We start from the raw sequence: 26420 nt of genomic DNA, 5'->3' as shown, positions 1-26420 counted from the left end.
AATATTCAAGTACATTGGTATAAAATGGTATATAAATATAAGCTATAAAATTATAAGCTACCTTAATATAGAATATAAAATTCTACACTAAGGTAGCTAATTATTTGTAATTAGATTTATTTAATTATTTTAAATTGTACAATTTAGCTAATTTTTCAAATGCTGGTAGAGAACTCTTAACTTTATCGTAAGATACACAGTATGATACTCTAAAGTGTCCTGGGCAACCAAAAGAAGAACCTGGAACCAATAGTAAATTAAATTGTTTAGCATCAGCACAGAATTTTTTATCATCTTCAATTGGAGCTTTTGGGAATAAATAGAATGTACCACTAGGTTTAACACAAGAAAATCCCATTTCTATTAAGCTATTATATAAAAGGTCAAAGTTCTTTTTGTAAATATTTACATCAACTTCTGCATCTAAGCTTCTTGCAATAACTCTTTGGAAAAGAGAAGGAGCATTTACAAATCCAAGTATTCTATTTGCAACATTTAATGAAGACATAACATCATCAAAATCATCCATTTCTCCATTAGCCACAATATATCCTATACGTTCACCAGGTAGAGACAATGATTTACTATAAGAGTATCCTATAAATGAATTTTTATAGTATTTTAATATACAAGGAACTTTAGCATCATCATAAATTATTTCTCTATATGGTTCATCAGAAATTAAATATATATTTGTATTAAATTCTTTTTGTTTTGTATCTAGTAATTCTCCAAGGTTTTTTAGCAATTCTTCAGAATAAATAACACCAGTAGGATTGTTTGGAGTGTTTATTATTAGAGCTCTTGTCTTTGGAGTAATAGCATTTTTTAGAGCATATAAATCTGGTTCAAAAGTTTCTATGTTTGTAGGGACTTCGATTAGTTTTCCATCATAGTTTTCTGTATAATTTTTATATTCACCAAAATATGGTGCAAAAGCAATAACTTCGTCATCAGGATTTAAAAGAGTTTTTAAAATGATATTTAGCCCACCAGCAGCTCCACAAGTCATAACTAAGTTATCTCTTGTAAGGTTTAATCCATTTTTTTTATTTATGTGGCTGGCAATAGCATCTCTTACATCTTCATATCCTGAGTTGTTCATATATCCATGAACTAGATTTGGAGATTCTTCATTTAAAATATCGCTTATAACTGCTTTAATAGTTTCTGGAGGCTCAACACTTGGATTTCCTATACTAAAATCAAAAACATTTTCTTCTCCGTAGATATCGGAAAGTTTTTTTCCCTCTTCAAACATGGCTCTTATAACAGAGCTGTTTGCAACTAAAGTTTGCATTTTATTAGATATCATATGTAACACTCCCTTTTATAGATTTATATTGCTTATGTATATATTACCATATTTTTACTGAATTTAGACAATTTTCGAAAAATTATTTGCTTGAAAATATAAACTTTTATATAAAATATATTTATGTATGATGTATATAAAAAATTACAAATTCTAACTAAAGAAGAATTATATTTTATGATAATTTTATAAGGTAGTATAAAAATATACAGTTATAAGGCAAAATATTCTTGACTGTATCAAGTATTTAATATAATATAGTTGATATAGTCAAATATATTATATTAGAATTATAGAGGGGAAATTAAAAATGGATTTTAAAAATTTACAGAATGAGAGTTTATCGTATATTATTTGTTATTTACAAAGGAACTTTAAACTTTATTGTGAAAAATGTCTAAAGCCATATAAGCTTACGAATGGTCTATATTTTTATTTAATTTATATCAATAAGAATAGGAATTGTTCTTTGAATGATATTTCGACGGAATTCGAGGTGGATAAAGCTCATACTACAAGAACTATCTCTAGATTAGAACAAGATGGTTACATAGAAAAGATTCAAAACCCTAATGATAGTAGAGCTTTTCAATTGAGAGTAACAGATAAGGGTGAAGAAGTACTGGGAGATATAAAAAACATATTTTCAAAGTGGGATAGTAATATAAAAAAAGAGTTTTTGGATGAAGAATACAAAGAATTAGTAAAGAAATTACATACAGTAAAAGATATAAAGGCAACAGTGGAGGAAGAATAGGATGTATAGCAACTTATTAAAGTCAATTAAAATTGGAAACTTAGAATTAAAAAATAGAGTATCTTTTGCACCTACAAGTATGGGTCTTAATCTGGAAGAACGAATTAACAAGCTTTGTAAAATTGCTAAATCAGGAGTAGCTTTAATTACTATAGGAGATGTATCAGTTAGACCTAGTTTTCATAAAATGGCTCTAAGCTTATCCAATGAAGATGGAATTAGAGAGTATAAAAAAATTGTAAATGCAATACATGATTCAGGGGCGAAAGTTTCAGCACAAATATTTTGTTCAGATTATGACATAAATTTAATCAGAAATACTATGAAATCGGGAATTACTTCACATGATGAAATAAAAAAAATTATGGATGATGGAGTAAAGGATTATGTAACAAATATGACAAAAGAAGAAATAAAAAATATTATAGAGTTGTTTAGATTAACAGCATTGAATGCAAAAAAAGCAGGATTTGATATGATTCAAATTCATGGAGATAGACTTATAGGAAGCTTTTCATCCAGTATATACAACAGTAGAACTGATGAATATGGTGGAAGTTATGATAATAGAAGTAGATTTGCAAGTGAAATAATTAGTAGTATTCGTAATAATATAAAGGATGTTCCAATAGACTATAAACTTGCAATTAGACAAGAAAATCCTCATTATGGCAATGCAGGAGTTTTATTTTCTGAAGTAGAGCATTTTGTAAAAAAATTTGAATCACTTGGAGTAAATAGTTTTCATGTAACATTAGCAAATCATTCCAAATTAGAAGACACCATACCAGTTAATAATCATCCTTATTTTAAAGATGAAGGATGCTTTTTGTATTTAGCTGATGAAGTTAAAAAACACACAAACCTTCCAGTTTGTGGTGTTGGCAAGCTATCTAGTCCAGACTTCATAGAAAGTGTTATATCAAATAACAGAGTAGATATGGTTGCTATGTCGAGACAACTATTGGCAGACAGTGATTGGTTGCAGAAAGTAAGAGAGGAAAGAGTAGATGATATCAAGAAGTGTTGCTACTGCAATAAAAAATGTGCAGATGCATTACAGACACATTCTCAATTTGGTTGTATATTAGATTAATAAAATCTTATAGTAATTGAAAATTTAATGGTATTAAGAAATTTTAGATAAATACTTAACATATAGGAGGATATATCATGAAAAGTTTAATTTTATATTCAAGTTTAACTGGAAATACTAAAAAAATTGCTCAATCTATATATGATGCAATGCAAGGCGAAAAAGAAATTAAAAATATCAGTGAAGTAACTGATAATAATGTTGACTATGAAAAATATGATATAATATTCTTGGGATATTGGGTAGATAAGGGTATTTGTGATAAAAATTCAAAACTAGTCTTTGAAAATATTCACAACAAAAAGCTAGCTTTATTTGGAACAATGGGAGCAAATACAAAGGGTAACTATGGAATTAACATTATGGACAAAGTGAAAGATGTCTTTTCGAAAGATAATGAAATAGTTGGGTCATTTATATGCCAAGGAAAGATTGCAGAAGGTTTAAAGGTAAAATATGAAGAAATGCTAAAGCTTCATCCTGAAAATGAACATATTCGTGAGCAATTAAAAGGTCATGAAGAGTCTCAAAGTCATCCAGATGAGCAAGATGTATCTGAAGCTGTTAGATTTACAAAAGATATAATGGCTAAAGTTAGTGATATGTAATAGTTTAAATTAGATAGAAAGGGAGTTTGCAATATGAAAGAGAGTAACGATATTATAATTTCAGTTGGCTCTAAGCAAAGACTGCAAAATACAATTGCAATAAAACTTTGTTTAGAGCCTAATAGATAAAGATAATATTTAGGCTAAATTGTTTTTGTGCAGTCTTTGCTTTTATTTACAATTAAAAATGTAGATGGGAGCAGAGTATTATGAAGTATGAAAAAGCACAAAATATATTGCCAGAAGAGATACTTGAATTAATTCAAGAATATACAGATGGTAGTTATTTATATATACCACGAAAGTCTGAAAATAAAAAAGCTTGGGGCGAAAATAGTGGTTCAAGAAATATCTTGAAAGAAAGAAATAGGGAAATACTTGATAAGTACAATAAAGGTATTTCTGTTAAAGAACTTACAAAAGACTACTATTTAACGGAGCATAGTATAAGACGAATAATCAGAGAAGAAAAAAGTGATTGAAAATAGAATATTAATGTTCTAAAGATAGATTTATATAACAAAAAATTAAGAAGAGACTTTTTAACAAAGTCTCTTTTTTCGTACAAAATTAGTACAGGTTTGTTTATGAACTTGAGGGATAATCTATTTAAATGATATGATTTTATTGAGGAATTTCTAAATTTTAAGAAGAGGAATAGAACAATGAGTATTTTAAATGTAAATAATATAAGTTATGGATTTGGAGATAGAACATTATTTAAAGACATATCTTTTAGATTGTTAAGAGGAGAGCATGTAGGTCTTGTTGGAAAAAATGGCGAGGGAAAATCTACATTTATGAATATAATAACAGGTCAGCTAATTCCAGATAGTGGTGATATACAATGGAGTAGTAAAGTAAGAGTTGGATATATGGATCAACACACTAAACTAGAAAAAGGTAATACAATAAAAGATATTTTAAGAGAATCTTTTAAGGAACTTTTTTATATGGAAAGTGAAATGAATAGCATATACAGTAAAATGGGAGAAATGAATGAACATGAGATAAATAAGTCTCTTGAAAAAGTTGCAAATATACAAGAATTTTTAAATAACAATGAATTTTACAATATTGATTCAAAGATAGATTCAATTGCCCTAGGTCTTGGGTTTAGACATATTGGACTTGATAGAGATGTTTCAGAATTGAGTGGAGGTCAAAGAACAAAGGTATTATTAGGCAAATTATTGTTAGATAAACCAGATATATTGCTTTTAGATGAACCTACAAACTATTTGGATGAAGAACATATAGAATGGTTAAGAAAATATCTTCAAAATTATGAAAATGCATTCATATTGATATCACATGATTTGGAGTTTTTAAATAGTGTTGTGAATGTGGTGTGTCATCTTGAAAATATGACATTGACAAGATATATTGGTAATTATGAAAATTTTCAAAAGATGTATAAAGAAAACAAGAGAAATTTAAGAATAGCTCAAGAAAAACAAATTAGAGAAATATCAAAGCTAGAAGAATATATTGCAAAAAATAAAGTTAGAGCATCAACCAGTAAGATGGCAAAATCAAGACAGAAAAAATTAGATAAAATAGAAAGAATAAGTATATCAAAGGAAAAAGTAAGACCTCACTTTGACTTTAAAATATCCAAAAAATCTGGGAAAATGATATTTGAAGCTAAGAACTTAGTTATAGGATATGAAACAGCATTAAGTAAACCTATAAATTTAATTATGGAAAGAGGAGAAAAGGTAGCTTTAATAGGTGCAAATGGCATAGGAAAATCAACCTTATTAAAAAGCTTGATTGGAATAAATAAACCAATAAGTGGAAGTATTGAAGTAGGAGAAGAACAAAATGTTGGATATTTTGAACAGGAAGTTAAAGAAATAAGTGATAAAAAACTTATTGATGAGGTGTGGTATGAATTTCCAACATACACAAGATATGAAATAAGAAAAATGCTATCAAGATGTGGTTTAACTAATCAACATATAGAAAGCAAGCTTTCTATATTAAGTGGTGGAGAACAAGCTAAAGTAAGGTTATGTAAACTTATAAATAATCCTAGTAATATATTAACACTAGATGAGCCAACAAACCACTTAGATTCTGAAGCAAAGGAAGAACTAAAAAAAGCTTTAATATCATATGAAGGCAGTATAATTTTAGTCTGCCATGAGCCAGAGTTTTATAATGATATAGTTAATAAAATTTGGGATTGTGAGAAGTGGGCAATTAATTATTTAATATGATAGAAAATCTTATACGACTTGTTATATCTTTTATCAATTTTAATATAAGACAGGCTAATTTGACTTTTGGACTGAGAAAGATATGAAAAGACTAAATTAATAGAAAGGCATGGCATTTATTTGCGATGCCTTTTTTAATAGAATCAAAAAAATGATAAAAATACTTGACTGTAAACCATGTTTATACTGTATCTTATATAATAATCAAGCAGTTTTAGATACACACAAGGAGGAGATTATTACAAAGTGTGGTATTATTGATAATGGAATATTGGCGAATAAAATAATGAAATAAAACATTAAAGAAGACTTAGAGCAATAAAAAAGAAAGATATTAGGTAATTCAATAAATCGAAAGGTGGTGTTTAAAAATGATAATTAAAGAAGTTGAAGAAAAAACTGGACTAACACGTTCTAATATTCGATTTTATGAGAAAGAAATGCTAATTCAGCCCATTCGTAATGAGAGTAATGGTTATAGAGAGTATTCAGATGAAAATATAGAGGACATCAAAAAAATTGCATATTTACGTACATTAGGGATTTCTATTGATGATATTCGTAATATTATACTTCAGCAAATATCTTTATATGAGATTGTTGAAAAACAGGAACAAGTTCTCAAAACTCAAATATATGATTTGGAAAATGCAAAAACTATGTGTGAAAAAATGCTTAAATTTAATGAACTAAGTTATCTAAATTTAAAAGTAGAAGAATATATAACTGAGATACCAGAATATTGGAATGAAAATAAACATACTTTAAAACTGGACTCTGTAAGTTTCTTATATATGTGGGGAGGAAATATTACATGGGGAATTATAACCATTGCTTGTTTACTGATTGCAATCATAGCATTTCCAAAACTGCCAACTCAAATTCCTGTGCAATGGAATAATGGTGTAGCCAATAGTGTAGATAAAAAATTTATTTATGCTTATCCAATTATTTGTGTTGTATTCAGATTTATTTTACGTCCATTTACATGTAGATAGTTACAAATACGAGTTTTCTATAGTGATACTATTGCAGATTATTTGACGAACTTTTTATGTTTTGTAGCTTTATCCGTAGAAGTATTCTCAATATTTTTTGTCTACAATATTGTCAAGAACGTTACAGTTATTCTTTTTGTAGATACCTGTGTATTTATGATTTTATTACTAGTAGGATGGAATAAAATATACCAAAAAACAAGCAACTCTCAAAAAATGAGTAAGGAGTGAACTTACTTTCCATAAAGAATTTAGGGTACGTGCTAAGGTACATTTTCCATGTTGATGAAGTAAGATAAAAGTAAAAGCTTACTTTAGCATCATTTGTTTAAATTTTGATAGCGAAATAAAAAAGAATGCCAGAGTTGATAAAAATATAGTGTTTATGAGGATTCTGGCATTTTGTATATTCATATTTAAAAACTTTGCTTATTGAAAATCAGTGGAAAATTATTATTTTTATTGGAAAAGCTAATAATTCAGACTTCAATCTCTACATGTTATCTCTCTACATATTATCTAAAAAAGCTAAGAAATCAACTTTGTATATTTTTCGTGGTCTACCTCTTTGATTATCCAGTTTTGTGTTTACAATAGTTGCAATACCAGCCTTATATAAGATACTTAGGATTCTATTTGCACTTCTAAGAGTTATATTCATATAGTCTGATAATATTTCTGCTGATACATTATTTGAATTTCTATCATTAATCATACTCATAATTTTAGATACATTTACATTAGATAAAGGAATGAAAGAAGCAACTTTATTAGCTATTGAACTTTCTTCCAGGTCATTAGAATTTTTATTTGAATATAAAGGTCCTATTATATTATTAGTGTCATTTACTATAAACGTACAATTTCCACCTAGAGAAGCTGATTTACTATTTGCCTGACGAGCGTTCTGTTCTGCATGAATATTTGTGTTGCCAATTCCCCAACCAATATTTAAGCTATACTTGATTTCTTTTAAGTCTTCTGAAATAAAAAATTCTGTATAATCCTTAGTCATATTATTTAGCATTTCTTTAGTAGTATGTATTTCTATTTTCATGTCATTTTTTTTGACTTGAACTCCATAGAACCCATTTCTTGATAAAGAATTTAAGATAGTATTGTATATTTGATTTTGTATCTCATCATTTTTAAATATTAGGTCATCATTTATATACTCTGAGCTATTTATTGTGACTATACAAGTTGCAGATTTATTTTTATCTAAATTTTTTAATGTTATTTCGTTTATTACAGATTTAAATGTGTTTAAGATTGATTCAGTAGATGGCACCATATAAATACAATCATATCCAAGTCTATTTAATTCACAATTAATTATATAATTTCTAGTAATAGAAAGGTTAATCTTATTATTTTTTAATAAATCTAAGTGTATCTCCAATAATTTATCATTTAATTTTTTAAAGTCATATACAGGTTGAGGAATATTGAAATCTCTAATTGTATATGGACAGTTTTTAGAATCTATCAATGAATAGATGTCATAATAGTTATTATCTTCTCTTAAAAAATCAATAAATGATTTTGTAAAATCAATCTCTCTTTTACTATTTAATAGTTTAAATAAGTATTTATAAAAATCTCTTTCATCAAGCTTTAAGAAACTTAATGGGACCTTTATATCCTCTATATTTATTATAAGCTCACTATATGGAATTAGACCACTACAAACAAATCCATCAAAATTATCTACTTGTTCATTATATATATTTGGCAAATTACTAAAAGGATTTTCACCTTTTAGTTCAATGTATGTAATTTCGCAAATATCTTTTAATTCTTCGAGAGCTTGTTTAAAGTTATCTGCCATAAAATAAGATGTTGTTAAAAAGCCAATCTTATATTTCATAAAACCTCCTTTAAAATTTCGAAAGTATTGTAACTAATTATCAATTTATAACCTCATTTTATAATAGTAGATAAAAAGCGTCAATTTATTTTACAAAGTAAAAATTAAAAGAAAAATCAGAAAATAAAAAATATACTGAAAAAATGTTGACTGATGAAAATAATTGTGTTATTTTGTAATTAAGGACTAGTCTTTTAAAATTTCCTAAAGTATAAACTCAGCTTTTAGGAAAAAAATTTTATTCAAAAATAAAGGAGATTATTATGATTACATATTTAAAGGAGATTTCTAAATTTGTTGACGAGAATAGAGAAGAAATCATTTCACTGTGGAAAGAGATTGTTAATATTGAAAGCTATACAAACTGTAAAGAGAGTGTAAATAAATTGGCTGATAGATTAAAATGTGAGTTTGAAAAAGAAGGATTAGATTGTGATTTAATAGATGCTGGAAATAATGGCAGTACATTAATAGGTACACTTGGTTCTAACAGAAATAAGAAACCAATAATTTTTTCAGGGCATATGGATACTGTCTTTGAAATAGGTACATTTGGAGAAAATCCATTTAAAATAATGGAAGGAAAAGCATATGGGCCAGGTGTGTTAGATATGAAAGGTGGAATAGTAATTTCTTTATACGTTATCAAGGCTTTAAATAAGATAGGATACAAAGATAGACCAATAAAAATAGTCTTTTCAGGTGATGAAGAGATAGGACATAAGGATTCAAACGGAGGAGACATTATATTAAAAGAAGCAAAAGGTGGTCTATGTGCATTCAATATGGAAACTGGGTTGGTAGATAATAGCTTATGTGTAGGTAGAAAAGGAAGAATCGGGTGTAATATAAATGTAAAAGGTGTAGAAACACATGCAGGAAATGATTTTGAAGGTGGAAGAAATGCAATAGAAGAAATGGCTAATAAGATATTACAAATACAAAAATTGACTAATCTTGAAGTTGGGACTACAGCAAGTGTAAGTATAATTAAAGGAGGAAGAGTATCAAATTCTATTCCTGAAGATTGTAGTATAGAAGTAGACCTTAGATTTGAAAAAGTAGAAGAAATGGAGAATGTTAAAAAAAGAATTCAAGAAATATGTGAAGATACTTACATAGAAGGAACCTCTACACATGTTGATTTTGTAAGTGAAATGATGCCATTTGAAACTACAGAGGATGTTATGAAGTTTCACAAATTTGTAAATACAGTATCAAAAGAAAATGGGTTTGGTGAAATAAATTCTAAGAGACTTGGAGGAAGTTCAGATGCTAGCTATTTAACTATTGCAAACGTTCCTGCGATATGTTCTTTTGGAGTAAAGGGAGAATGGAATCATACATCAAGAGAATATGCATTAGTAGATTCTATGTTTGAAAGGGTAAAATTGATTTCTACGATTGTTTTAAATTTAGATAAATTTGATATATAAAAGGGGGATTTTATATGGATACAACAGCTGGAGATAATAAGGTAACATGGAAAGGATATATGTCTTTATTTGTATTGATAATACTATTTTCTGGTATTTTTAAGGAGAGTCAAGGATTTCTAAAAGCTTTAGACTTTGCTAACTTAACTGGCTCATTTGGTACTATTTCAGATGGCGTAGACTTTATGGGAAAGGGTGGAACTGGTGCAAAGGATGGTTTTTTATTTGCACTTACTTTAATACCAACTGTGTGTTTTGCTGTAGGACTTATTGATGTAGTTGAATCTATGGGAGGGATGAAAGCTGCATCAAAAATATTTAATCCATTACTTAAACCTTTACTTGGGATACCTGGAATAGCGGGTATAGCATTTGTATCTTCATTTACTAGTTCAGATGTAGCCTCAATAATGACAAAAGAATTATGTGAAAGTGGAGAAATAACGGATGATGAAAGAACTATATTTGTAGCTTATCAATATGCTGGTTCAGCAGTTATATTAAATACAATAAATACTCAAGCGCCACTTTTGCCAATAGCATTATTGGCATTAGGCCCAATAATACTTATAGAGATATTCTGTAAGATACTTGGTGCCAATCTAGTTAGACTAATTATAAATATAAAAAATAAAAAGAATAAAAATAAGGAGGCTGCGTAATATGAGTCAACAAAATACTGGAAGTACAATTGTAAATAGTAAACCAAAAAAAACTGTTGTTGAAACATTTATGGGAGGCGCAAAAAAAGGTTTTTACATAGGTGTTGAACAAATATTGCCAGCCATGATAATGGGGTATGTAATAGTACAATTTCTGCAATTGACTGGTCTAGTTGATATTTTAGGAAATGTTTTTGGTCCAGTAATGGGGATTTTTGGACTACCTGGAGAATCAGTCGTAGTTTTGATAGCGGCTTTCTTTGCTAAGGCAGCAGGAGCAGCTACAGCCGCAAATTTATTTGCACAAGGTATAATTACAGCATCACAAGCAACTATTTTGATTATGCCATGTATGTTAATGGGTACTCTAGTTGGTCATTACGCTAGAATAGTTCTTGTAGCTAATACTAGCACTAAGTATAGAATGTTACTATTAGCAGTTCCTATATTTGATGCAGTGGTAGGTATGTTGATAGTTAGAGTTTTACTTACTTTTATGGGATTAATGTAAAAATTAAATAAAACTAACATAATAATGCCATGATGATGTACTAATTAAAAAATGATATGTTAATTAAAAAAGAAGTTTACTAGTATAGTAGTAAACTTCTTTTAGATTTTCTATGTTTTTAGAGTTTTTTTTAAAACTTTCTATGTTTTGTTTTAATATCTTTAAATCAACAATAAATTAAATTCATTTTTAGTTAATATCAATATAAATTTATTATGATTTTATTTTTAAAGTACAATATGTTTTGAATTTTCTCGTATATCTACTTCAATGACTTTTTCTATTGTATCTCCTCTAAAGCCTAGTAAATTACTTGTTAAGTTTGCAGTAGAACAAGAGTGGTTAGGTATGATTCTTATCCTATCACCTATTTTTATATTAGTTTTTCCATTTACTTTAATTTTACCAACTTCTTCTGAAAGTGAATCAATAATAAGTTCTGGATGTCCAAAAACTATACCATAGCCAACAATACTACTATTTCCATGTGCACCCTTATCTAGTCCAAGGCATTTACTTCCACAATCAACTAAATAATATCCATCACTATTTTTTGATATTACAGTACATACAACAGTAAGAGCACACATCTTTTCAGTAGCACATCCTAAAGCTATTTGTATAGCATCATAATATACATAGTTTCCAGGTCTTACAGCAGTGATAGTTTTAGAAGTGGCTTCAGTTTCAACTGTTGGAGTGCTTCCAGAAGCTACAATATCTATATTAAATCCATTATCAGTTAATAATTTAGATGCTTTTTCCATAGCAGAATTTTCTTGAACACAAACATCTGGTACACCTTCTGGAGAACTGCAACCGTATACTTGACCTGGATGTGAGCTTATTCCGACAATCTTTATACTTTCTAGTTTTGAAATTTCAATAGCAAGTTCTACTACTTTTTCTGGTTTAACACCAAAACGGTGTAATCCGCAATCTACAATAAGAAGTAGTTTACATTCAATTTTAGCTAGAGAAAAAGCCTTGCTGTAAGCTCTTGCACATTCTATATTATCTGTAGCACATATTAAATTTATTTTTGAAGCCATGGTTACTACCCTATTTATATTTGCATCTCCCATGTAAGGGTAAGCCAACATAATATCTTTAAAGCCAGCATTTATCAAAGCTTCAGCTTCATCAAGAGTTCCAACAAGAAATCCAGTAGCACCTGCATCTTTTTGAAGTTTTGCAATATATGTACTTTTATGAGTTTTAAGCATAGGCCAAAGCTGTTTGTTATTCTTTGTACAAATTTCTTGTATTGTATTTATATTTTCTTCTAACTGGTCTAAATCTAGTAAAAAGCTTGGTGTAGCAATTTCTGAAATTTTCATATTGTTTACCACCTTTCAATAAAAATAAAATCAATCACAGGTCTTAATTTTACGATATTAATAAATATTATGATAAGATTAATTTTATAATATAAATATCTTCTAATTATATTATAGAACCAGTATGAGGTTAGAGCAATATTTATTTAGATTAATTAGAATTTTCAATATATTTATTGGTTATCAAATTATGTAACTATTAAACTGTATATATAATAATGTTTTATTTTTGTGGTTTTACTTAAAACTGTTTGAGTTTTATTTAATAGGGTATTTTAAATAAGTAAAAATTTTATTTTAGCATAAAAAACTTATATTATAAATTTTGGAGGTAGCAAATATGAGAAAAGTGGTACTTTATATTGCAATGAGTTTAGATGGTTATATAGCAGAAGAAGATGGTAGTGTAGCTTTTTTAGATGAAGTAGCTTCAGATTCTCAACAAGAAGACTATAATACTTTTTACGATACAATTGATACAGTTATTATGGGAAATTCAACATATACACAAATAATAAATGAACTAAGCCCAAATGAATGGTTTTATAAAGGGAAAGAATGTTATGTGTATTCAAAGACTACTAGTGGAGTTAATGAAAATGTAAAGTATACCAATTTGGAACCTAAAAAACTAATTGAGCAAATTAGAGCAGAGAAAAATGGGAAAGATATCTGGATAATTGGAGGAAGTGAAATAGTAGAATTATTTACAAAAGATAATCTAATTGATGATTATTTTGTATATGTATTGCCAATAATATTAGGTAGAGGAATTCCATTATTTAAAGCTGGAATACAGAGAACAAACTTAAATCTTAAAAAGGTTAGTAATATAGAACAACTTGTAAAATTAGAATATAGTAAAAAACAAGTATAAAGTATGTGCTGGCTTGTTATCATTTTATAAAATAAAGTATTTAAAAACTTAAATTATATATAAATTGACATTACTTGTCAAATATGGTAACATATAAGCGACTTATCGGAGGGTGTATTAAAAAGAATATGCTGGAGAAGAGAGTGCACTAACTCTTTTCTCCTTTTTTTATAAAAGCAAGTATTCATAAGCTTGGCATTACTACATAATAATTACACTGTCTCAAAAATTAAGAAAGGAGTAGAATATGAAATTAATTTTAAATTATTTAAAAAATTATAAGTTATTAATAGCATTAAATATACTGGCTATATTTAGTTTTGCATTAGTTGAATTAGGTATACCAACAATAATAGCTAAAATAATTGATAATGGTATTGCAAATCAAAACACAACTTACATAAAACAAATGGGAATAGTAATAGTTGTTATTTCTATTATAGGAGTTGTAGGTAGTGTATTATTGGGTTATTGTTCTGCAAAAATATCAACAGGAGTAACTAGAGATATAAGAAATGATATATTTAAAAAATCTCAAGAATTTTCACACACTGAATACAATAAATTTGGGATTTCTTCAATGATTACAAGAACTACAAATGATGCATTTCAAATTCAACAATTTGTAAATATACTTCTTAGAACAGCTTTATTAACTCCAGTCATGTTTATTATAAGTATAATCATGACAATTAGAACAAGTGTAGAGCTTTCTTTGGTATTAGCTATATCAGTTCCTTTTATAATTATTGGAGTAGCAGTAATAGCAAAAATTTCTCAATCAATATCGTCTAAACAACAAAAAGGACTGGATAAACTAAACCTTATATCAAGAGAAAATTTAACGGGAATAAGAGTAATCAGAGCATTTGGGAATGATGACTATGAGACAAAAAGATTTGAAGAAACAAATACATATTATGCTAATGTTTCTAAAAAATTGTTTAAGCTTATGTCAATTACTCAACCCGCATTCTTTTTATTATTAAATATAGCTGTTTTGGCTGTGTTTTGGATTTCAAGTGAAAAAATAAATATTGGAGAAATTCAAGTTGGACAATTGGTTGCATTTTTGGAATATCTTTTCCATGCTATGTTTTCAATTATGCTTTTTTCAATGGTATTTATCATGTATCCAAGAGCAGAAGTTTCAGCAAATAGAATAAAAGAAATTTTAGAAGAAGAACCACTTATAAAAAATCCTAAAAATGGAGTAAAAGATACTGAAAATAAAGGACTTATAGAATTTGACAATGTAACATTTACTTATCCAGATGGAGAAGCTTCTGTGCTTAAAGATATTTCGTTTACTGCAAAGACTGGTGAAACAGTTGCCTTTATAGGTAGTACTGGTAGTGGAAAAAGTACCCTAATTAACTTGATACCTAGATTTTATGATGTAACAGAAGGTAGTATTAAGATAAATGGAGTAGATATAAGGGAATATGACTTAAAGGCTTTAAGAAAAAAGATAGGGTTTATACCTCAGAAGGCATTGCTTTTTACTGGTAGTATAGCAAATAATATTAGATTTGGTAAAAATAAAGCAGGAACATCAGAATTAGAACATTCAGCCAAAGTTGCACAGGCATATGAGTTTATATCAAAAAAACCTAGAAAATTTGATGAATTAATTAGTGAAGGTGGAGCTAATGTATCTGGAGGTCAAAAGCAAAGACTTTCTATTGCCAGAGCTATTATAAGAAAACCTGAAATATATATATTTGATGATAGCTTCTCTGCATTAGATTTTAAGACTGATGCAATACTTCGTTCTAAGCTAAAAAAAGAAACAAAAGATGCAATTGTATTGATTGTTGCACAGAGAATTAGCTCAATTATTGATGCTGATAAAATTGTAGTACTAAATGAAGGACAAGTTGTTGGAATGGGAACTCATAAGGAATTATTGAAAAATTGTGAAATATACTATGAAATTGCAACATCTCAGTTGAAAAAGGAGGAATTGGAATAATGAAAAAGTCTAAAGGTTTTAAAAAAACAATTGGTAGACTTCTTCCATTTGTAAAGCAATATAAATTTTCATTTATTATAGCTATTATATGTATAATTTTAGCAGCTACTATGAATGCAATTGCTCCTAAAACAGAGGGATTAATAATAACACAATTAACTAAAGATGTAATTCGTATAGCAAAAGGAATACCAGGAGCATCTGTGAATTTTAACTATGTAGTAAAAATTTTGGCACTCTTAGCATGTATATATGTTGCTAATGCAATTTTTACGTATGCTTCAAGTTTTTTACTTACAAATGCTATTCAAAATACGATGAGAGACTTAAGAAATGAAGTAGAAAATAAGATAAGAAAACTGCCTATTAGTTACTTTGACAGCAATAGTTTTGGAGATGTACTAAGCCGTATATCAAATGATGTAGATACAATATCAAATGCCTTACAACAGAGTTTTATGCAAATTATTAACTCAATTTTAGTAATAATTTTGGCAATTTCTATGATGTTTACAATTAATGTATATATGGCATTTATAGCTCTTTTTATAATTCCAATTAGTTATTTTGTATCTAAGTTTATAGTAAAAAAATCACAAAAGCGATTTTCATTACAACAAAATGCTCTTGGAAAATTAAATGGAAAAGTACAAGAGATGTATACTGGATTTAATGAAATAAAATTATATGGTAAAGAAGAAGACTCTATAGAAGAATTTAAAAAAGTAAATCAAGAACTTTGTGAAAATGGATTTAAGGCACAATTTATATCAAGTATGATGAATCCAATGGTTTCATTAGTAACTTATTTTGGAATTGCAGCAGTAGCAGTAGTTGGTTCTATATATGCAGTGAGTGGAGGGATAACAGTTGGAAATTTACAAGCATTTGTACGTTACATATGGCAAATAAATCAGCCTCTTTCACAGATGACACAATTATCAACTGTAATACAATCTTCTTTTGCAGCAATAGAGCGTGTATTTGAAATTTTGGATGAAGAAGAGGAAACTCCTGATGTTGAAAATCCAGTTAAGATAGAAAATGTACAAGGAAATGTTACATTTGAACATGTGAATTTTGGATATGGAGAAAGTGAGACTTTAATAGAAGATTTAAATGTAGAAATAAAAAGTGGTCAAATGGTAGCTATTGTTGGTCCTACTGGAGCAGGTAAAACAACATTAATAAACTTATTGATGAGGTTTTATGATGTAAAGGGAGGAGCTATTAAAGTAGATGGAGTAGATATCAGAAATATGAGACGTGAAGATTTACGTTCAATGTTTGGAATGGTACTTCAAGATACATGGTTATTTAATGGTACTATTTTTGAAAATATAGAATATGGTAGATTTGGAGCTACTAAGGAAGAAATTATACAAGCAGCAAAAGTAGCAAATGTACATCACTTTATAACTACACTTCCAGATGGCTACAATATGTTTTTAAATGAAGAAGCATCTAATATATCGTTGGGAGAAAAACAACTTTTAACTATAGCTAGAGCTTTTATATCAGACCCTTCAATATTGATATTAGATGAGGCTACTAGTTCTGTTGATACTAGATTAGAATTGATGCTTCAAAAGGCAATGAGAAATCTTATGAATGGTAGAACTAGTTTTGTTATAGCACATAGACTTTCTACAATTCGTAATGCTGATTTGATTTTGGTTATGAATAATGGAAGTATTATAGAGCAAGGTAATCATGATGAACTAATGGAAAAAGGCGGATTTTATGAGAAGCTTTATAATAGCCAATTTGCAGATACTGAATCTGAGTAGTAAAATATCTACCTGAATAATAGCTAAAATTTAAATTGATAATGTTAGAATTGAAAAGAGTATCAGCAAAGTTATTTTTATAAACTTACTGATACTCTTTATATTTAAGCTTAAAAATATTTATATTTGACAACTAATCTTGTTATATCTGATAGCTAGAATTGCAGTATTTTTCTTTTTTACCTTTTTGTTCTCTGACATATAATAACTCACTTAACTTATCGATGTAATAACAATCGTCACTTATGCGAATTAAACTAGTTAGATAATATCCGTCTTTACTTCGAGGAATTTTTTTGTTTATAGCTAAGTCAATAGCTGTCTTTGCTGCCTCAAAATGTTTTAAGTGTGTATGACCTTCTTCAAAATTCTTTCTAGTATTATAAACTACATAACCTTTTTTAACTTGAAAAACTATAAATTCTTTTTTTTCATATATTTTATTAAACATTTAATCAGCCTTTCTCAAGATAGTTTTATAGTATAACAATAGAAGCTTCTAAAAAATTTTATAAAGAGTATAAATATTATGTAAATTATAGACCTAAAGGCTATAATTTTATAAAGATAAATTTTTTATTACTTATATGTTAATTCATAGAAGTTAAAAGTAAATTATCTTTAAGTTAAACAAAAGTAAAATAAAAGACTAGTTATAATATTTATATGAAAAAGTACAAAATATAGTATAAAAATATAGAAAAATTAAATTATTTACTTGCAGTTTCTAGTTCCGTAAGTATATTTACCTTGAGATATATTATCATCATGAAAATATATTCTCTCACAAACTTTATCACCCCATAGAATATTTTTTGTTATTTTATGTGATGTATCTCCTGTAAATACCTCAGCAACAGTGGTATCAGTAACATCACAATAAAGGGATGCAAACTGCTTAAACCAAGGATTTTCTTCAAAGCGTGAAAGCCAGGAAGCTCCATAAGGACAGTGTAACTCTTCAAATTCAGGAACCCAACCTAAAAATGGAACATCAGTTATACTAGCAATATTGTCAGCAATCAATTCATCTCCATTTTCATTGGCTCTTTCTCTCATAGAAATAGCTCTTTCTTCTGATCTTTCAAACAAAACTTTTTTTAATATTTCAGCAGTTTTTTCATTTCCAAATTCCTCAACTAATACTTTGGTAAAATAAAAATATAAATCACCAAAATGTTTACAAGCCATACGAACTTCTTCAATAGCATAATCTTTGTCAATAGTTTCATTAGTTACAGTATCTTTGTTCAAAAAAATCACTCCTTAAAATAATAGTAGTTACATTATAATTATAGAGTATTTTTTATAAATAAGAAATTGATTTGAGATAAATAACATTTTAGTAAATGTAAATAGATTATTAAAATAATTTATTATTACAAAAATCTTCTAAATTGATGTATTTAGGAGTCTCCATATGAATAAGTGTTGTTTTGTAAATATCTTCAGTACATCCATTAGATATATTATTAAAAATATCTGTATGCTCTTTTAATGTTGTTTCTAGTCTTCCCTCATGTGATAATGAATCAAGAGCTAATTTTTTTATTCTGTACATATAGCTGTTGAACATCTTATCAAATTCAGTATTTTGAGCATATGAGACGATTGTTGTGTGAAATAAAGTATCATATTCTGCAAATGTGTTTAAATTCTTATCACTTGATACAATCTCTTTTTGTTTATCTAAAAGATACTTTAATTTATCTATAGTTTGAATTGCTCTAGGCTCTTTGTATTGGCTCGTAATCAAAAAAGTACAAAATCCTTCTATTGCAGAACGTATTTGAAATATCTCTACAATTTCATTGGCTGTGATTTGATGAATTTTAAAACCCTTACTTGGAATGATATCTATAAAACCATCTTGACTGAGTCTTTGAAGAGCATCTCTTATAGGAGTTCTTGAGATTCCTATTTCACTTGCAAGCTTTGTTTCAGAATATATTTCATTTTCTATTATTTCACCAGATAGTATTAATTCTTTTAAATAGTCATATGCTTGTTCTTGTAATCTTTTAAATGTAGCCATATTTTACCCCTCCTAAACAATGTAAAAATACAAAAACTTATATAATGTTAAGAATACAACATAGTAAAATTAAGGTCAATCCTTTGAAATTTAAATTATATATTGGATGATATGGCGATATAAATAAAGGTTTAGTTGAATGATACTTAATTATTGATAAAAATAGTTGATATAAAGAAAAATAATTAATATAAAGTATGATTAAATATAATATAAAAATAGTGTGGTTTATTTAATATAAATAGTATGCGTTAAATATAATGATTATAGATAAAATCTATTATATAAATCTAAAAATCGTGTTTTATTGTTAAAATAAATACTTTTATATTTTATATTGACCGGTATACTGGTGTGTAGTATACTTTAAATCATAAAAAACGTTTTCAAAAATGTGAAAATATGGAGGGGTATATAATGAAATTAGGATTTATCGGATTAGGAATAATGGGAAAACCAATGGCCAAAAACTTACTAAAAGATGGATGTAATCTTTTAGTATATGACATTAATAAATGTGCTGTAGATGAGCTTGTATCGTATGGTGCAAAATATGCAAGTCTTTCAGAAATAGGTGAAGAGTGTGAGATTGTATTTACAATACTTCCAAATGGAGCTATTGTTCAAGATATATTATTTGGAGCTAATGGTTTAACAAATACTTTAAAAGAGGGAAGTATAATTGTAGATATGAGTTCAGTTACACCTACAGAATCTATGTTATGTGCAGAAAAATTAAAGCAAATGAACTTAGAATTTATAGATTCGCCAGTAAGTGGGGGTGAACCAAAAGCAATTGATGGAACACTTGCTTTTATGGCTGGTGGTAAAGAAGAAGTATATAAAAAAGTAGAGCCATTCTTTAATATAATGGGAAGCTCAGCTATCTTAATTGGAGATAATGGTAGTGGAAGTGTTACAAAACTTACAAATCAAGTAATAGTTAATCTTACAATAGCAGCAGTATCTGAAGCATTTGTACTTGCAGCCAAAGCAGGAGCAGACCCAGATAAAGTGTACAAAGCGATAAGGGGAGGTTTAGCTGGCAGTACAATATTGGATGCAAAAATACCAATGATTATGAATCGTGATTTTAAACCAGGTGGGAAAATATCTATCAATCTAAAAGATATAAAAAATGTAATGCAGACAGCACATAATTTGGATGTGCCACTACCTATGACAAGTCAGCTATTAGAAATTATGCAAACATTAAAAGTACATGGACACTTAGAAGATGACCATGGTGGAATAGCTCAATATTTTGAAAAATTAGCAGGTGTTGAAATAAAAAAACACAATAACTAATGGCAAAGATATTGATGATATAGTAGATATGTATTATAAAAATTAGATTTAGATTATATTATACAGAGATGATAGAGTTACAATATCATAATAAAAGAAAAAATAAGGTCAAGAGATAATAAAGTAAATTATAAAGGGGAAAAGATTATGATTACAGGATATGGACTTTTGATAGCATTTATTATATCTATAGGAATTTTGCTTGTGTCAATTATCAAGTTTAAAGTAAACCCATTTTTGGCATTACTTATAACATCAATAATTACAGGATTTATGGTTAAAATGCCTATAAATGAAATTTCAACTACAATATCAACTGGATTTGGAAATACATTAGGTAGTATTGGTATTGTAATTGGACTTGGAATAATATTTGGAAATATACTTTCAGAATCAAGAGCAACAGAATCTATTGCAAAGGGATTGTTGGCTAGAACTGGAGAAAAAAATAGTGCGTTAGCTATAACTACAGCAGGATTTTTAATTTCAATTCCAGTGTTTATGGATGCTGCATTTGTTATAATGATGCCTATAGTTAAATATGTTTCGAGAGTAACTAAGAAGTCTCTTATGGTTTTTGTATGTGCATTAGGCGTTGGTACAATAGTAGGTCATGCACTTGTAATACCAACACCAGGGCCTTTAGCTGTTGCAGCAAATGTAAATGCAAATGTAGGTAGTTTTATACTTTATTCTATAATTGTTGCATTTCCAGCAGCTCTTGCAGGAGGATGGATTTATGGAAAACGTTTTGAAAAATATCCAGCTTATGCAATTGACGAAAATAATAGAGAAAAAAATTTAGAACAAGAAAAAGAGAGTATTGAACTTGAAGATGATAACTCTAATAAAGTCCCTGGTTTTGGAGTTTCTATGTTTTCTTTATTATTCCCAATACTTCTTATACTTGTATCAAATGTATTTAGTATGTTTTTAGAAAAAGGTTCTAAAATGAGTGGAATACTTGCTTTTATAGGAGATAAGAATATAGCAATATTACTTGGAATATTGGTAGCAATAGTATTTTTAAAGAAGTACATAAGTAAACCTATGGGAGATGTTGTTATTGAAGCTGCCGATTCAGCAGGATTGATACTATTAATAACAGGTTCAGGGGGAGCATTTGGTAGTGTTATAAATGCTAGTGGAATAGGAAACTTCTTAGTTGACACTATGTCTGGTCTTAGTATATCAGTTGTAGTACTTGGATTCTTATTAAGTGCATTACTTAGAATTTCTCAGGGTTCTGCTACTGTAGCACTAGTGACTACATCATCAATTTTAGGACCGACAATTTTAGCAACTGGGATGTCACCAGTTTTAGTAGGGCTTGCTATATGTGCTGGTGGTGTTGGTTTTTCTCTTCCAAACGATTCTGGATTCTGGGTACTTTCAAGATTTAGTGGATTGTCAGTTAAAGATACTTTAAATTCATGGACAATAGGAGGTACAATAGCTGGTATTACAGCATTTGCAATGGTTTTATTACTTAGTGTTATAAATGGTATTATACCACTTCCAGGCTTATAAAAAATATAAATATTAAACATATGCATACTGTAATAAATTGCATAAAGGGGGATTTTTAGTGAGAGAAGTCAATTCAATTAACATAGATATACTCGATACTTTTAAGAACGTAGATGAAGATAAATTAAATAAATTACTTGTAAATGAACTTAAAAATTTAAATAGAAAAATTATTGTATTAGATGATGACCCAACTGGAGTACAAACAGTTCATGATGTTTCTGTATATACTGATTGGGATAAGAATAGCATAGAACAAGGTTTTGATGAAGAAAATAGTATGTTTTTTATACTTACTAACTCAAGGGGATTTACAGTTTCTCAAACAACAGAAGTGCATAAGAAAATTTCAAAAAATATTGTGGATATTTCTCAAAAAGTTAATAAGGATTTTATTATTATAAGCCGAAGTGATTCAACAATGAGGGGGCATTATCCTCTTGAAACTAATCTATTGAAAAATGAGGTGGAAAAATTATCAGGGAAAATATTTGATGGTGAAATAATAATGCCATTTTTCAAAGAAGGTGGAAGATTTACGATAGACAATGTACATTATGTAAAAGAAGGCGAAATGCTTGTACCAGCGGGAATGACTGAATTTGCAAAAGATAAATCTTTTGGATATAAATCTTCTGATATAGGAGAATGGTGTGAAGAAAAAACAAATGGAGAATATAAATCTAGTGATATGATATACCTTTCATTAGAGGAACTTAGAAGTTTAAATATTGATAGGATAACAGAAAAGCTTAAAATGGCAAAGAATTTCAACAAAATCATTGTAAATGCAATAGATTATGTAGATGTAAAGGTATTTACAATTGCGTTTATACGTGCAGTAAACAGTGGCAAAGAATTTATATTTAGAAGCGCTGCTGCTATAACAAAGATACTTGGAGGTGTAAGTGATAAGGAATTACTTACTAAAGAGGAATTAGTATCAAAAGATAATACTAATGGAGGTATTATACTTGTTGGTTCACATGTAAATAAAACTACTCAACAACTAGAAGAACTTAAAAATTGTAAACATCCTATAGAATTTATAGAGTTTAATCAACATTTAGTTTTGAGAGAAGATGGATTAAAAAATGAAGTAAAAAGAGTTATACAAGTTGTAGAAGAGAAAATAACTAATGGAAAGACTGTTGCTGTGTATACTAGACGTGAGCGTTTTGATTTAGATACGAATGATAAAGATAAACAACTTATGGTTTCTGTAGAAATTTCGGATGCTGTAACTAGTATAGTTGGTATGCTTAATGTAAGACCAAATTTTATTATAGCAAAAGGCGGAATTACATCTAGTGATGTTGGAACTAAGGCACTAAAAGTAAAAAAGGCTACTGTAATGGGTCAAATAAAACCTGGTATACCAGTATGGATGACAGGAGAAGAAAGTAAATTTCCTAATATGCCATATATAATTTTCCCTGGCAATGTTGGAGAAGTTAGTACACTTAGAGAAGTTGTTGAAGTATTAATGGGCTAGAAGATTTGATTTAAAAATAAGGATAAGTCAATAGTAAGTTTTAGAATATATTAAATAAGGTTTAGAATATTATCAATAATATTCTAAACCTTATTTGTATTTATAAATATTTATATTATAATATGGCATATAATTTAGATTATTTATTTTTTTTGATTGATTTAATATCTTCTTTGATTTTATTTAAAATATCTTTATGCTTATTAGAGCTTATATTAGGGAACGCCTTAATAATACGTCTATGAAGTAATTTGTGGCTAGATAGTAGAGTATTAAGCTTGTTTTTAAGTTCTTCAATTCTATTTTTAGCATAACGATAATTTTCTCTTTCTTTTAATATTTCAAATCTATCCTCTAAAGTCTCAAGTCTATTTTCAACCAAAGTCTCAAGTTTATTCTCAATAGTTTCTTGTGTAATAATTTTGTAGTATTCCTTTTTATCTTTTAATTCCTTAATTATAAGATTGATTTGTTTTAATTTACCATTTAATTGTAAAATTGTGTGTACTGTAATTATTAAATCTAAAACAAAATAAATTTCTATGGATATACCAAGAATAAATAGTATATTTTTAGGAATATAATCTATGAAATCAACTACAATAGGATGTATTATCAGCATTACAATTAATGACAACACACCAAACATAAGTGAATTTTCTAGGCACACTCTTCCATGAATGTTGAACTTGTGATTGGAATAATCCCACCACTTCATATTAAATATTTTTTCTAATACAAAACTTGTAAAATACTCCATTATGCTGGTGATAATTATACTAAACACAAATAATAAGGGAATATTATGAACAAAAGGAGTTAATGTAGCTACTATTGCTAGTGCTCCAAATCCATATATAGGACAAAATGGCCCATTTAAAAAACCTCTATTTACAAATTGTTTTTGTAAAACAGAACAATATGTAGTCTCACAACACCACCCTATAAAACTATAAATTACAAAATAAAGAAATTGGATATAAAATGTACTCATAAGCACCTCATTTCTAGTTAATATAACATTATATAATACTATATATCTGGTATTTTCTTTCACAATTAACTATATTACTTTAAATTTAATTTACATATTGATTATACCAATTTATAGAAATTTATCAAATTTAATTGCAATTATAATATTATATGCAAAACTATAATAATGAGATTTTATTTAAAATAAATAAGGGTGTCAAGTATAATCAAATCAATATCTGTAGATACTCTACAGTATATTGTTTTGATTACCTTTGACACCCTATATTATTTATATTTTGTTTATTTACATTTAAAACTAGAACAACATGTTTCAGTGTAAAGATTTACTCTATCAGTTTCAGGAGCTACTACTATATTATCAAGATTACATAAGCTACCATCTTTATTATACTTACAAGTCTTGACACTACAAACTAATTCTTCACAATTTCTATTGTTAACATTATTAGATAGATTACTATAAATAGATTCATCTAAAAACGAACTACAGCAAGTATGTCTATCATTATGAGCTTGTTCACCATTTATAAAAATTTTATCTGCATAACATATATGGCTGTTATTATGTGAGCAGTTAGTTACATTACAATTGATTCTTTCCAAAGTTATTACCTCCTAAACTATTATTTATTATAAATTATGTCCATATAATTGCAAGAATATAACATTTAAGAGAAAACTTCCTTTTAGAAGATATCTATTTTTAGATTAATTTGAAATACAGATATATTTTCTTCTAAAATTTACCTAAATTGTATAAAAACTTACAGCTTGGAGAAAATAATAGAAAAAGGAGGCGTAATCAATGTTTGAAAAGAAGAAAAAAGAATTATTTCCTTGGAAAATATCTGCATTAGTACTAGTAGGAGTATTTGTATTAAGTAGTGGAGTTTATATAGGAACAAAGTTAAAAAATAATGGAGTTCAAACTGGTAAAGTTGTAAGTGCTAGTGCGAATATGAATGAAGAATCAAAAGAAGCTTTTGGATTAAATAAAAACTGTGAAGTTTGGCTTCAAAGCGAAGGTGAGAATGAAACTAACTATAAGAGAGTACTTACGATGGCTGGAGTAGTTCCAGAGTCATTATTAGATAAGACAAAATCAGAAATAGTATCATATTTTAAGCAAGAATATCCAACTAAAACAATAAAGAGTATGGATAAAAATGAAATCATATTAGTAGAATCTAAAAACAGTGATAATAAAGATGTACAAGCAATGAACACTACTATAAAAGGTAAATATACAATTGAAAATGATAATGGAAATATAGCATTGTATAAATATGATGATAGTGGAAATAAAACATTAGTAGAAAAAACTAAAATAAGAGTAGATTCACTTCCTAAGACTGTTCAAGATGAACTTAAAAAAGGTGTAGTTATGGATACAGAGGAAGAGGCCTATTCAAGATTAGAAGATTTTGCAAGTTAATATTTCAAATTGATATTAAGATTCAAAACATATTTAATGCCTATTAAAATACAATAATTTATTTGTACTAAATATAAAAGTTATATTGGAGTGAGAAGTTCGCTTTGATATAACTTTTTTATTTGATTTTATTAAATCTCTAAGAATACTCGTGACTT

24 protein-coding genes are annotated in these 26420 nt (G+C 27.8%); 16 read left to right on the top strand and 8 right to left on the bottom strand.

The genetic code is table 11. From position 1 onward, the window contains the following. Positions 1-124: 124 nt before the first annotated feature. Positions 125-1315, bottom strand: a complete 1191-nt coding sequence (locus tag IC218_RS09830; RefSeq protein ID WP_227824318.1) for a pyridoxal phosphate-dependent aminotransferase — start codon at positions 1313-1315, stop codon at positions 125-127. 310 nt (positions 1316-1625) lie between these two features. Here IC218_RS09830 and bilQ point away from each other — a divergent pair, with 310 nt between their 5' ends. The 6 genes from bilQ to IC218_RS09800 all read left to right on the top strand — a co-directional run bounded on the left by bilQ (position 1626) and on the right by IC218_RS09800 (position 6999). Continuing rightward, on the top strand, positions 1626-2072 hold the full coding sequence (gene bilQ / locus IC218_RS09825; RefSeq protein ID WP_227434403.1) for a bilirubin utilization transcriptional regulator BilQ: 447 nt from the start codon (positions 1626-1628) through the stop codon (positions 2070-2072). 1 nt (position 2073) lies between these two features. Then, a complete protein-coding gene (gene bilR, locus IC218_RS09820) occupies positions 2074-3168 on the top strand; it encodes a bilirubin reductase (protein ID WP_227824317.1) in 1095 nt (364 codons plus the stop codon). A 77-nt stretch (positions 3169-3245) separates the two neighbouring features. Further along, complete coding sequence (gene bilS / locus IC218_RS09815; protein WP_227434405.1) at positions 3246-3776, top strand: flavodoxin family protein BilS; 531 nt, start codon at positions 3246-3248, stop codon at positions 3774-3776. A 209-nt stretch (positions 3777-3985) separates the two neighbouring features. Continuing rightward, on the top strand, positions 3986-4258 hold the full coding sequence (locus tag IC218_RS09810; RefSeq protein ID WP_227434406.1) for a CD3324 family protein: 273 nt from the start codon (positions 3986-3988) through the stop codon (positions 4256-4258). A gap of 183 nt (positions 4259-4441) precedes the next feature. Further along, the gene (locus tag IC218_RS09805; protein ID WP_227824316.1) at positions 4442-6001 is read left to right on the top strand and encodes an ABC-F family ATP-binding cassette domain-containing protein; all 1560 of its coding nucleotides are present in this window, start codon (positions 4442-4444) and stop codon (positions 5999-6001) included. 371 nt (positions 6002-6372) lie between these two features. Next, the gene (locus IC218_RS09800) at positions 6373-6999 is read left to right on the top strand and encodes a MerR family transcriptional regulator (protein WP_413927326.1); all 627 of its coding nucleotides are present in this window, start codon (positions 6373-6375) and stop codon (positions 6997-6999) included. Between the two features lie 508 nt (positions 7000-7507). On the opposite strand, the gene IC218_RS09795 is transcribed toward IC218_RS09800, so the two are convergent. Next, complete coding sequence (locus IC218_RS09795) at positions 7508-8869, bottom strand: hypothetical protein (protein WP_227434409.1); 1362 nt, start codon at positions 8867-8869, stop codon at positions 7508-7510. 263 nt (positions 8870-9132) lie between these two features. On the opposite strand from IC218_RS09795, the gene IC218_RS09790 reads away from it, so the two are divergent. Genes IC218_RS09790 through IC218_RS09780 form a run of 3 tightly spaced genes read left to right on the top strand, consistent with a single transcriptional unit; the run spans position 9133 to position 11478 of the window. Further along, a complete protein-coding gene (locus tag IC218_RS09790; protein WP_227824315.1) occupies positions 9133-10305 on the top strand; it encodes a M20 family metallopeptidase in 1173 nt (390 codons plus the stop codon). 14 nt (positions 10306-10319) lie between these two features. Next, on the top strand, positions 10320-10967 hold the full coding sequence (locus IC218_RS09785) for a nucleoside recognition domain-containing protein (RefSeq protein WP_227434411.1): 648 nt from the start codon (positions 10320-10322) through the stop codon (positions 10965-10967). A 1-nt stretch (position 10968) separates the two neighbouring features. Continuing rightward, positions 10969-11478: a YjiG family protein gene (locus IC218_RS09780; RefSeq protein ID WP_227482092.1), complete on the top strand. Its 510-nt coding sequence runs from the start codon at positions 10969-10971 to the stop codon at positions 11476-11478. Between the two features lie 227 nt (positions 11479-11705). Here IC218_RS09780 and IC218_RS09775 read toward each other — a convergent pair whose 3' ends face one another. Continuing rightward, positions 11706-12818 carry an alanine racemase gene (locus IC218_RS09775; RefSeq protein ID WP_227824314.1) on the bottom strand — a complete coding sequence of 371 codons (1113 nt, stop codon included), beginning with the start codon at positions 12816-12818 and terminating at the stop codon, positions 11706-11708. Between the two features lie 340 nt (positions 12819-13158). On the opposite strand from IC218_RS09775, the gene IC218_RS09770 reads away from it, so the two are divergent. The 3 genes from IC218_RS09770 (at position 13159) to IC218_RS09760 (ending at position 17460) form a co-directional block, all read left to right on the top strand. After that, positions 13159-13695 carry a dihydrofolate reductase family protein gene (locus tag IC218_RS09770; protein ID WP_227434414.1) on the top strand — a complete coding sequence of 179 codons (537 nt, stop codon included), beginning with the start codon at positions 13159-13161 and terminating at the stop codon, positions 13693-13695. Positions 13696-13942: 247 nt separating this feature from the next. Beyond that, positions 13943-15670, top strand: a complete 1728-nt coding sequence (locus tag IC218_RS09765) for an ABC transporter ATP-binding protein (RefSeq protein WP_227434415.1) — start codon at positions 13943-13945, stop codon at positions 15668-15670. Next, a complete protein-coding gene (locus tag IC218_RS09760) occupies positions 15670-17460 on the top strand; it encodes an ABC transporter ATP-binding protein (protein WP_227434416.1) in 1791 nt (596 codons plus the stop codon). Before IC218_RS09765 ends, IC218_RS09760 begins: the two co-directional genes overlap by 1 nt. A gap of 142 nt (positions 17461-17602) precedes the next feature. Here IC218_RS09760 and IC218_RS09755 read toward each other — a convergent pair whose 3' ends face one another. From IC218_RS09755 to IC218_RS09745, 3 genes are all read right to left on the bottom strand, one after another. Next, entirely contained in the window at positions 17603-17911 is a 309-nt protein-coding gene (locus IC218_RS09755; protein ID WP_227434417.1) for a hypothetical protein, read from the bottom strand. Positions 17912-18174: 263 nt separating this feature from the next. Beyond that, positions 18175-18723: an L-2-amino-thiazoline-4-carboxylic acid hydrolase gene (locus IC218_RS09750; protein WP_227434418.1), complete on the bottom strand. Its 549-nt coding sequence runs from the start codon at positions 18721-18723 to the stop codon at positions 18175-18177. 100 nt (positions 18724-18823) lie between these two features. Next, positions 18824-19495, bottom strand: a complete 672-nt coding sequence (locus IC218_RS09745; protein ID WP_227434419.1) for a GntR family transcriptional regulator — start codon at positions 19493-19495, stop codon at positions 18824-18826. A gap of 417 nt (positions 19496-19912) precedes the next feature. On the opposite strand from IC218_RS09745, the gene garR reads away from it, so the two are divergent. The 3 genes from garR to IC218_RS09730 all read left to right on the top strand — a co-directional run bounded on the left by garR (position 19913) and on the right by IC218_RS09730 (position 23828). Beyond that, entirely contained in the window at positions 19913-20803 is an 891-nt protein-coding gene (gene garR, locus IC218_RS09740) for a 2-hydroxy-3-oxopropionate reductase (protein WP_227824313.1), read from the top strand. Between the two features lie 147 nt (positions 20804-20950). Further along, a complete protein-coding gene (locus tag IC218_RS09735; RefSeq protein ID WP_227824312.1) occupies positions 20951-22333 on the top strand; it encodes a GntP family permease in 1383 nt (460 codons plus the stop codon). A 58-nt stretch (positions 22334-22391) separates the two neighbouring features. Then, on the top strand, positions 22392-23828 hold the full coding sequence (locus IC218_RS09730; protein WP_227824311.1) for a four-carbon acid sugar kinase family protein: 1437 nt from the start codon (positions 22392-22394) through the stop codon (positions 23826-23828). 139 nt (positions 23829-23967) lie between these two features. Here IC218_RS09730 and IC218_RS09725 read toward each other — a convergent pair whose 3' ends face one another. Continuing rightward, positions 23968-24822, bottom strand: coding sequence for a putative ABC transporter permease (locus IC218_RS09725; protein WP_227482098.1), 855 nt, complete (start codon positions 24820-24822; stop codon positions 23968-23970). Between the two features lie 284 nt (positions 24823-25106). Continuing rightward, positions 25107-25430 carry a DUF1540 domain-containing protein gene (locus tag IC218_RS09720; protein ID WP_227434424.1) on the bottom strand — a complete coding sequence of 108 codons (324 nt, stop codon included), beginning with the start codon at positions 25428-25430 and terminating at the stop codon, positions 25107-25109. Between the two features lie 202 nt (positions 25431-25632). On the opposite strand from IC218_RS09720, the gene IC218_RS09715 reads away from it, so the two are divergent. After that, the gene (locus IC218_RS09715; RefSeq protein WP_227434425.1) at positions 25633-26262 is read left to right on the top strand and encodes a BofC C-terminal domain-containing protein; all 630 of its coding nucleotides are present in this window, start codon (positions 25633-25635) and stop codon (positions 26260-26262) included. The last annotated feature ends 158 nt before the right edge of the window (positions 26263-26420 follow it).

This window comes from Clostridioides sp. ES-S-0005-03, from assembly GCF_020658455.1.
Taxonomy (GTDB): domain Bacteria; phylum Bacillota; class Clostridia; order Peptostreptococcales; family Peptostreptococcaceae; genus Clostridioides.
Note: the sequence above shows the minus strand (reverse complement) of the source record. Positions and strands in the feature narration are given on the sequence as shown.

Coding starts and splice junctions, on each gene's coding strand:
- bilQ (WP_227434403.1), top strand. CDS start 1,626: ATGGATTTTAAAAATTTACAGAATGAGAGTTTATCGTATATTATTTGT.
- IC218_RS09830 (WP_227824318.1), bottom strand. CDS start 1,315: ATGATATCTAATAAAATGCAAACTTTAGTTGCAAACAGCTCTGTTATA.
- IC218_RS09715 (WP_227434425.1), top strand. CDS start 25,633: ATGTTTGAAAAGAAGAAAAAAGAATTATTTCCTTGGAAAATATCTGCA.
- bilS (WP_227434405.1), top strand. CDS start 3,246: ATGAAAAGTTTAATTTTATATTCAAGTTTAACTGGAAATACTAAAAAA.
- IC218_RS09785 (WP_227434411.1), top strand. CDS start 10,320: ATGGATACAACAGCTGGAGATAATAAGGTAACATGGAAAGGATATATG.
- IC218_RS09780 (WP_227482092.1), top strand. CDS start 10,969: ATGAGTCAACAAAATACTGGAAGTACAATTGTAAATAGTAAACCAAAA.
- IC218_RS09790 (WP_227824315.1), top strand. CDS start 9,133: ATGATTACATATTTAAAGGAGATTTCTAAATTTGTTGACGAGAATAGA.
- IC218_RS09810 (WP_227434406.1), top strand. CDS start 3,986: ATGAAGTATGAAAAAGCACAAAATATATTGCCAGAAGAGATACTTGAA.
- bilR (WP_227824317.1), top strand. CDS start 2,074: ATGTATAGCAACTTATTAAAGTCAATTAAAATTGGAAACTTAGAATTA.
- IC218_RS09760 (WP_227434416.1), top strand. CDS start 15,670: ATGAAAAAGTCTAAAGGTTTTAAAAAAACAATTGGTAGACTTCTTCCA.
- IC218_RS09725 (WP_227482098.1), bottom strand. CDS start 24,822: ATGAGTACATTTTATATCCAATTTCTTTATTTTGTAATTTATAGTTTT.
- IC218_RS09755 (WP_227434417.1), bottom strand. CDS start 17,911: ATGTTTAATAAAATATATGAAAAAAAAGAATTTATAGTTTTTCAAGTT.
- IC218_RS09795 (WP_227434409.1), bottom strand. CDS start 8,869: ATGAAATATAAGATTGGCTTTTTAACAACATCTTATTTTATGGCAGAT.
- IC218_RS09805 (WP_227824316.1), top strand. CDS start 4,442: ATGAGTATTTTAAATGTAAATAATATAAGTTATGGATTTGGAGATAGA.
- IC218_RS09770 (WP_227434414.1), top strand. CDS start 13,159: ATGAGAAAAGTGGTACTTTATATTGCAATGAGTTTAGATGGTTATATA.
- IC218_RS09800 (WP_413927326.1), top strand. CDS start 6,373: ATGATAATTAAAGAAGTTGAAGAAAAAACTGGACTAACACGTTCTAAT.
- IC218_RS09765 (WP_227434415.1), top strand. CDS start 13,943: ATGAAATTAATTTTAAATTATTTAAAAAATTATAAGTTATTAATAGCA.
- IC218_RS09775 (WP_227824314.1), bottom strand. CDS start 12,818: ATGAAAATTTCAGAAATTGCTACACCAAGCTTTTTACTAGATTTAGAC.
- IC218_RS09735 (WP_227824312.1), top strand. CDS start 20,951: ATGATTACAGGATATGGACTTTTGATAGCATTTATTATATCTATAGGA.
- garR (WP_227824313.1), top strand. CDS start 19,913: ATGAAATTAGGATTTATCGGATTAGGAATAATGGGAAAACCAATGGCC.
- IC218_RS09745 (WP_227434419.1), bottom strand. CDS start 19,495: ATGGCTACATTTAAAAGATTACAAGAACAAGCATATGACTATTTAAAA.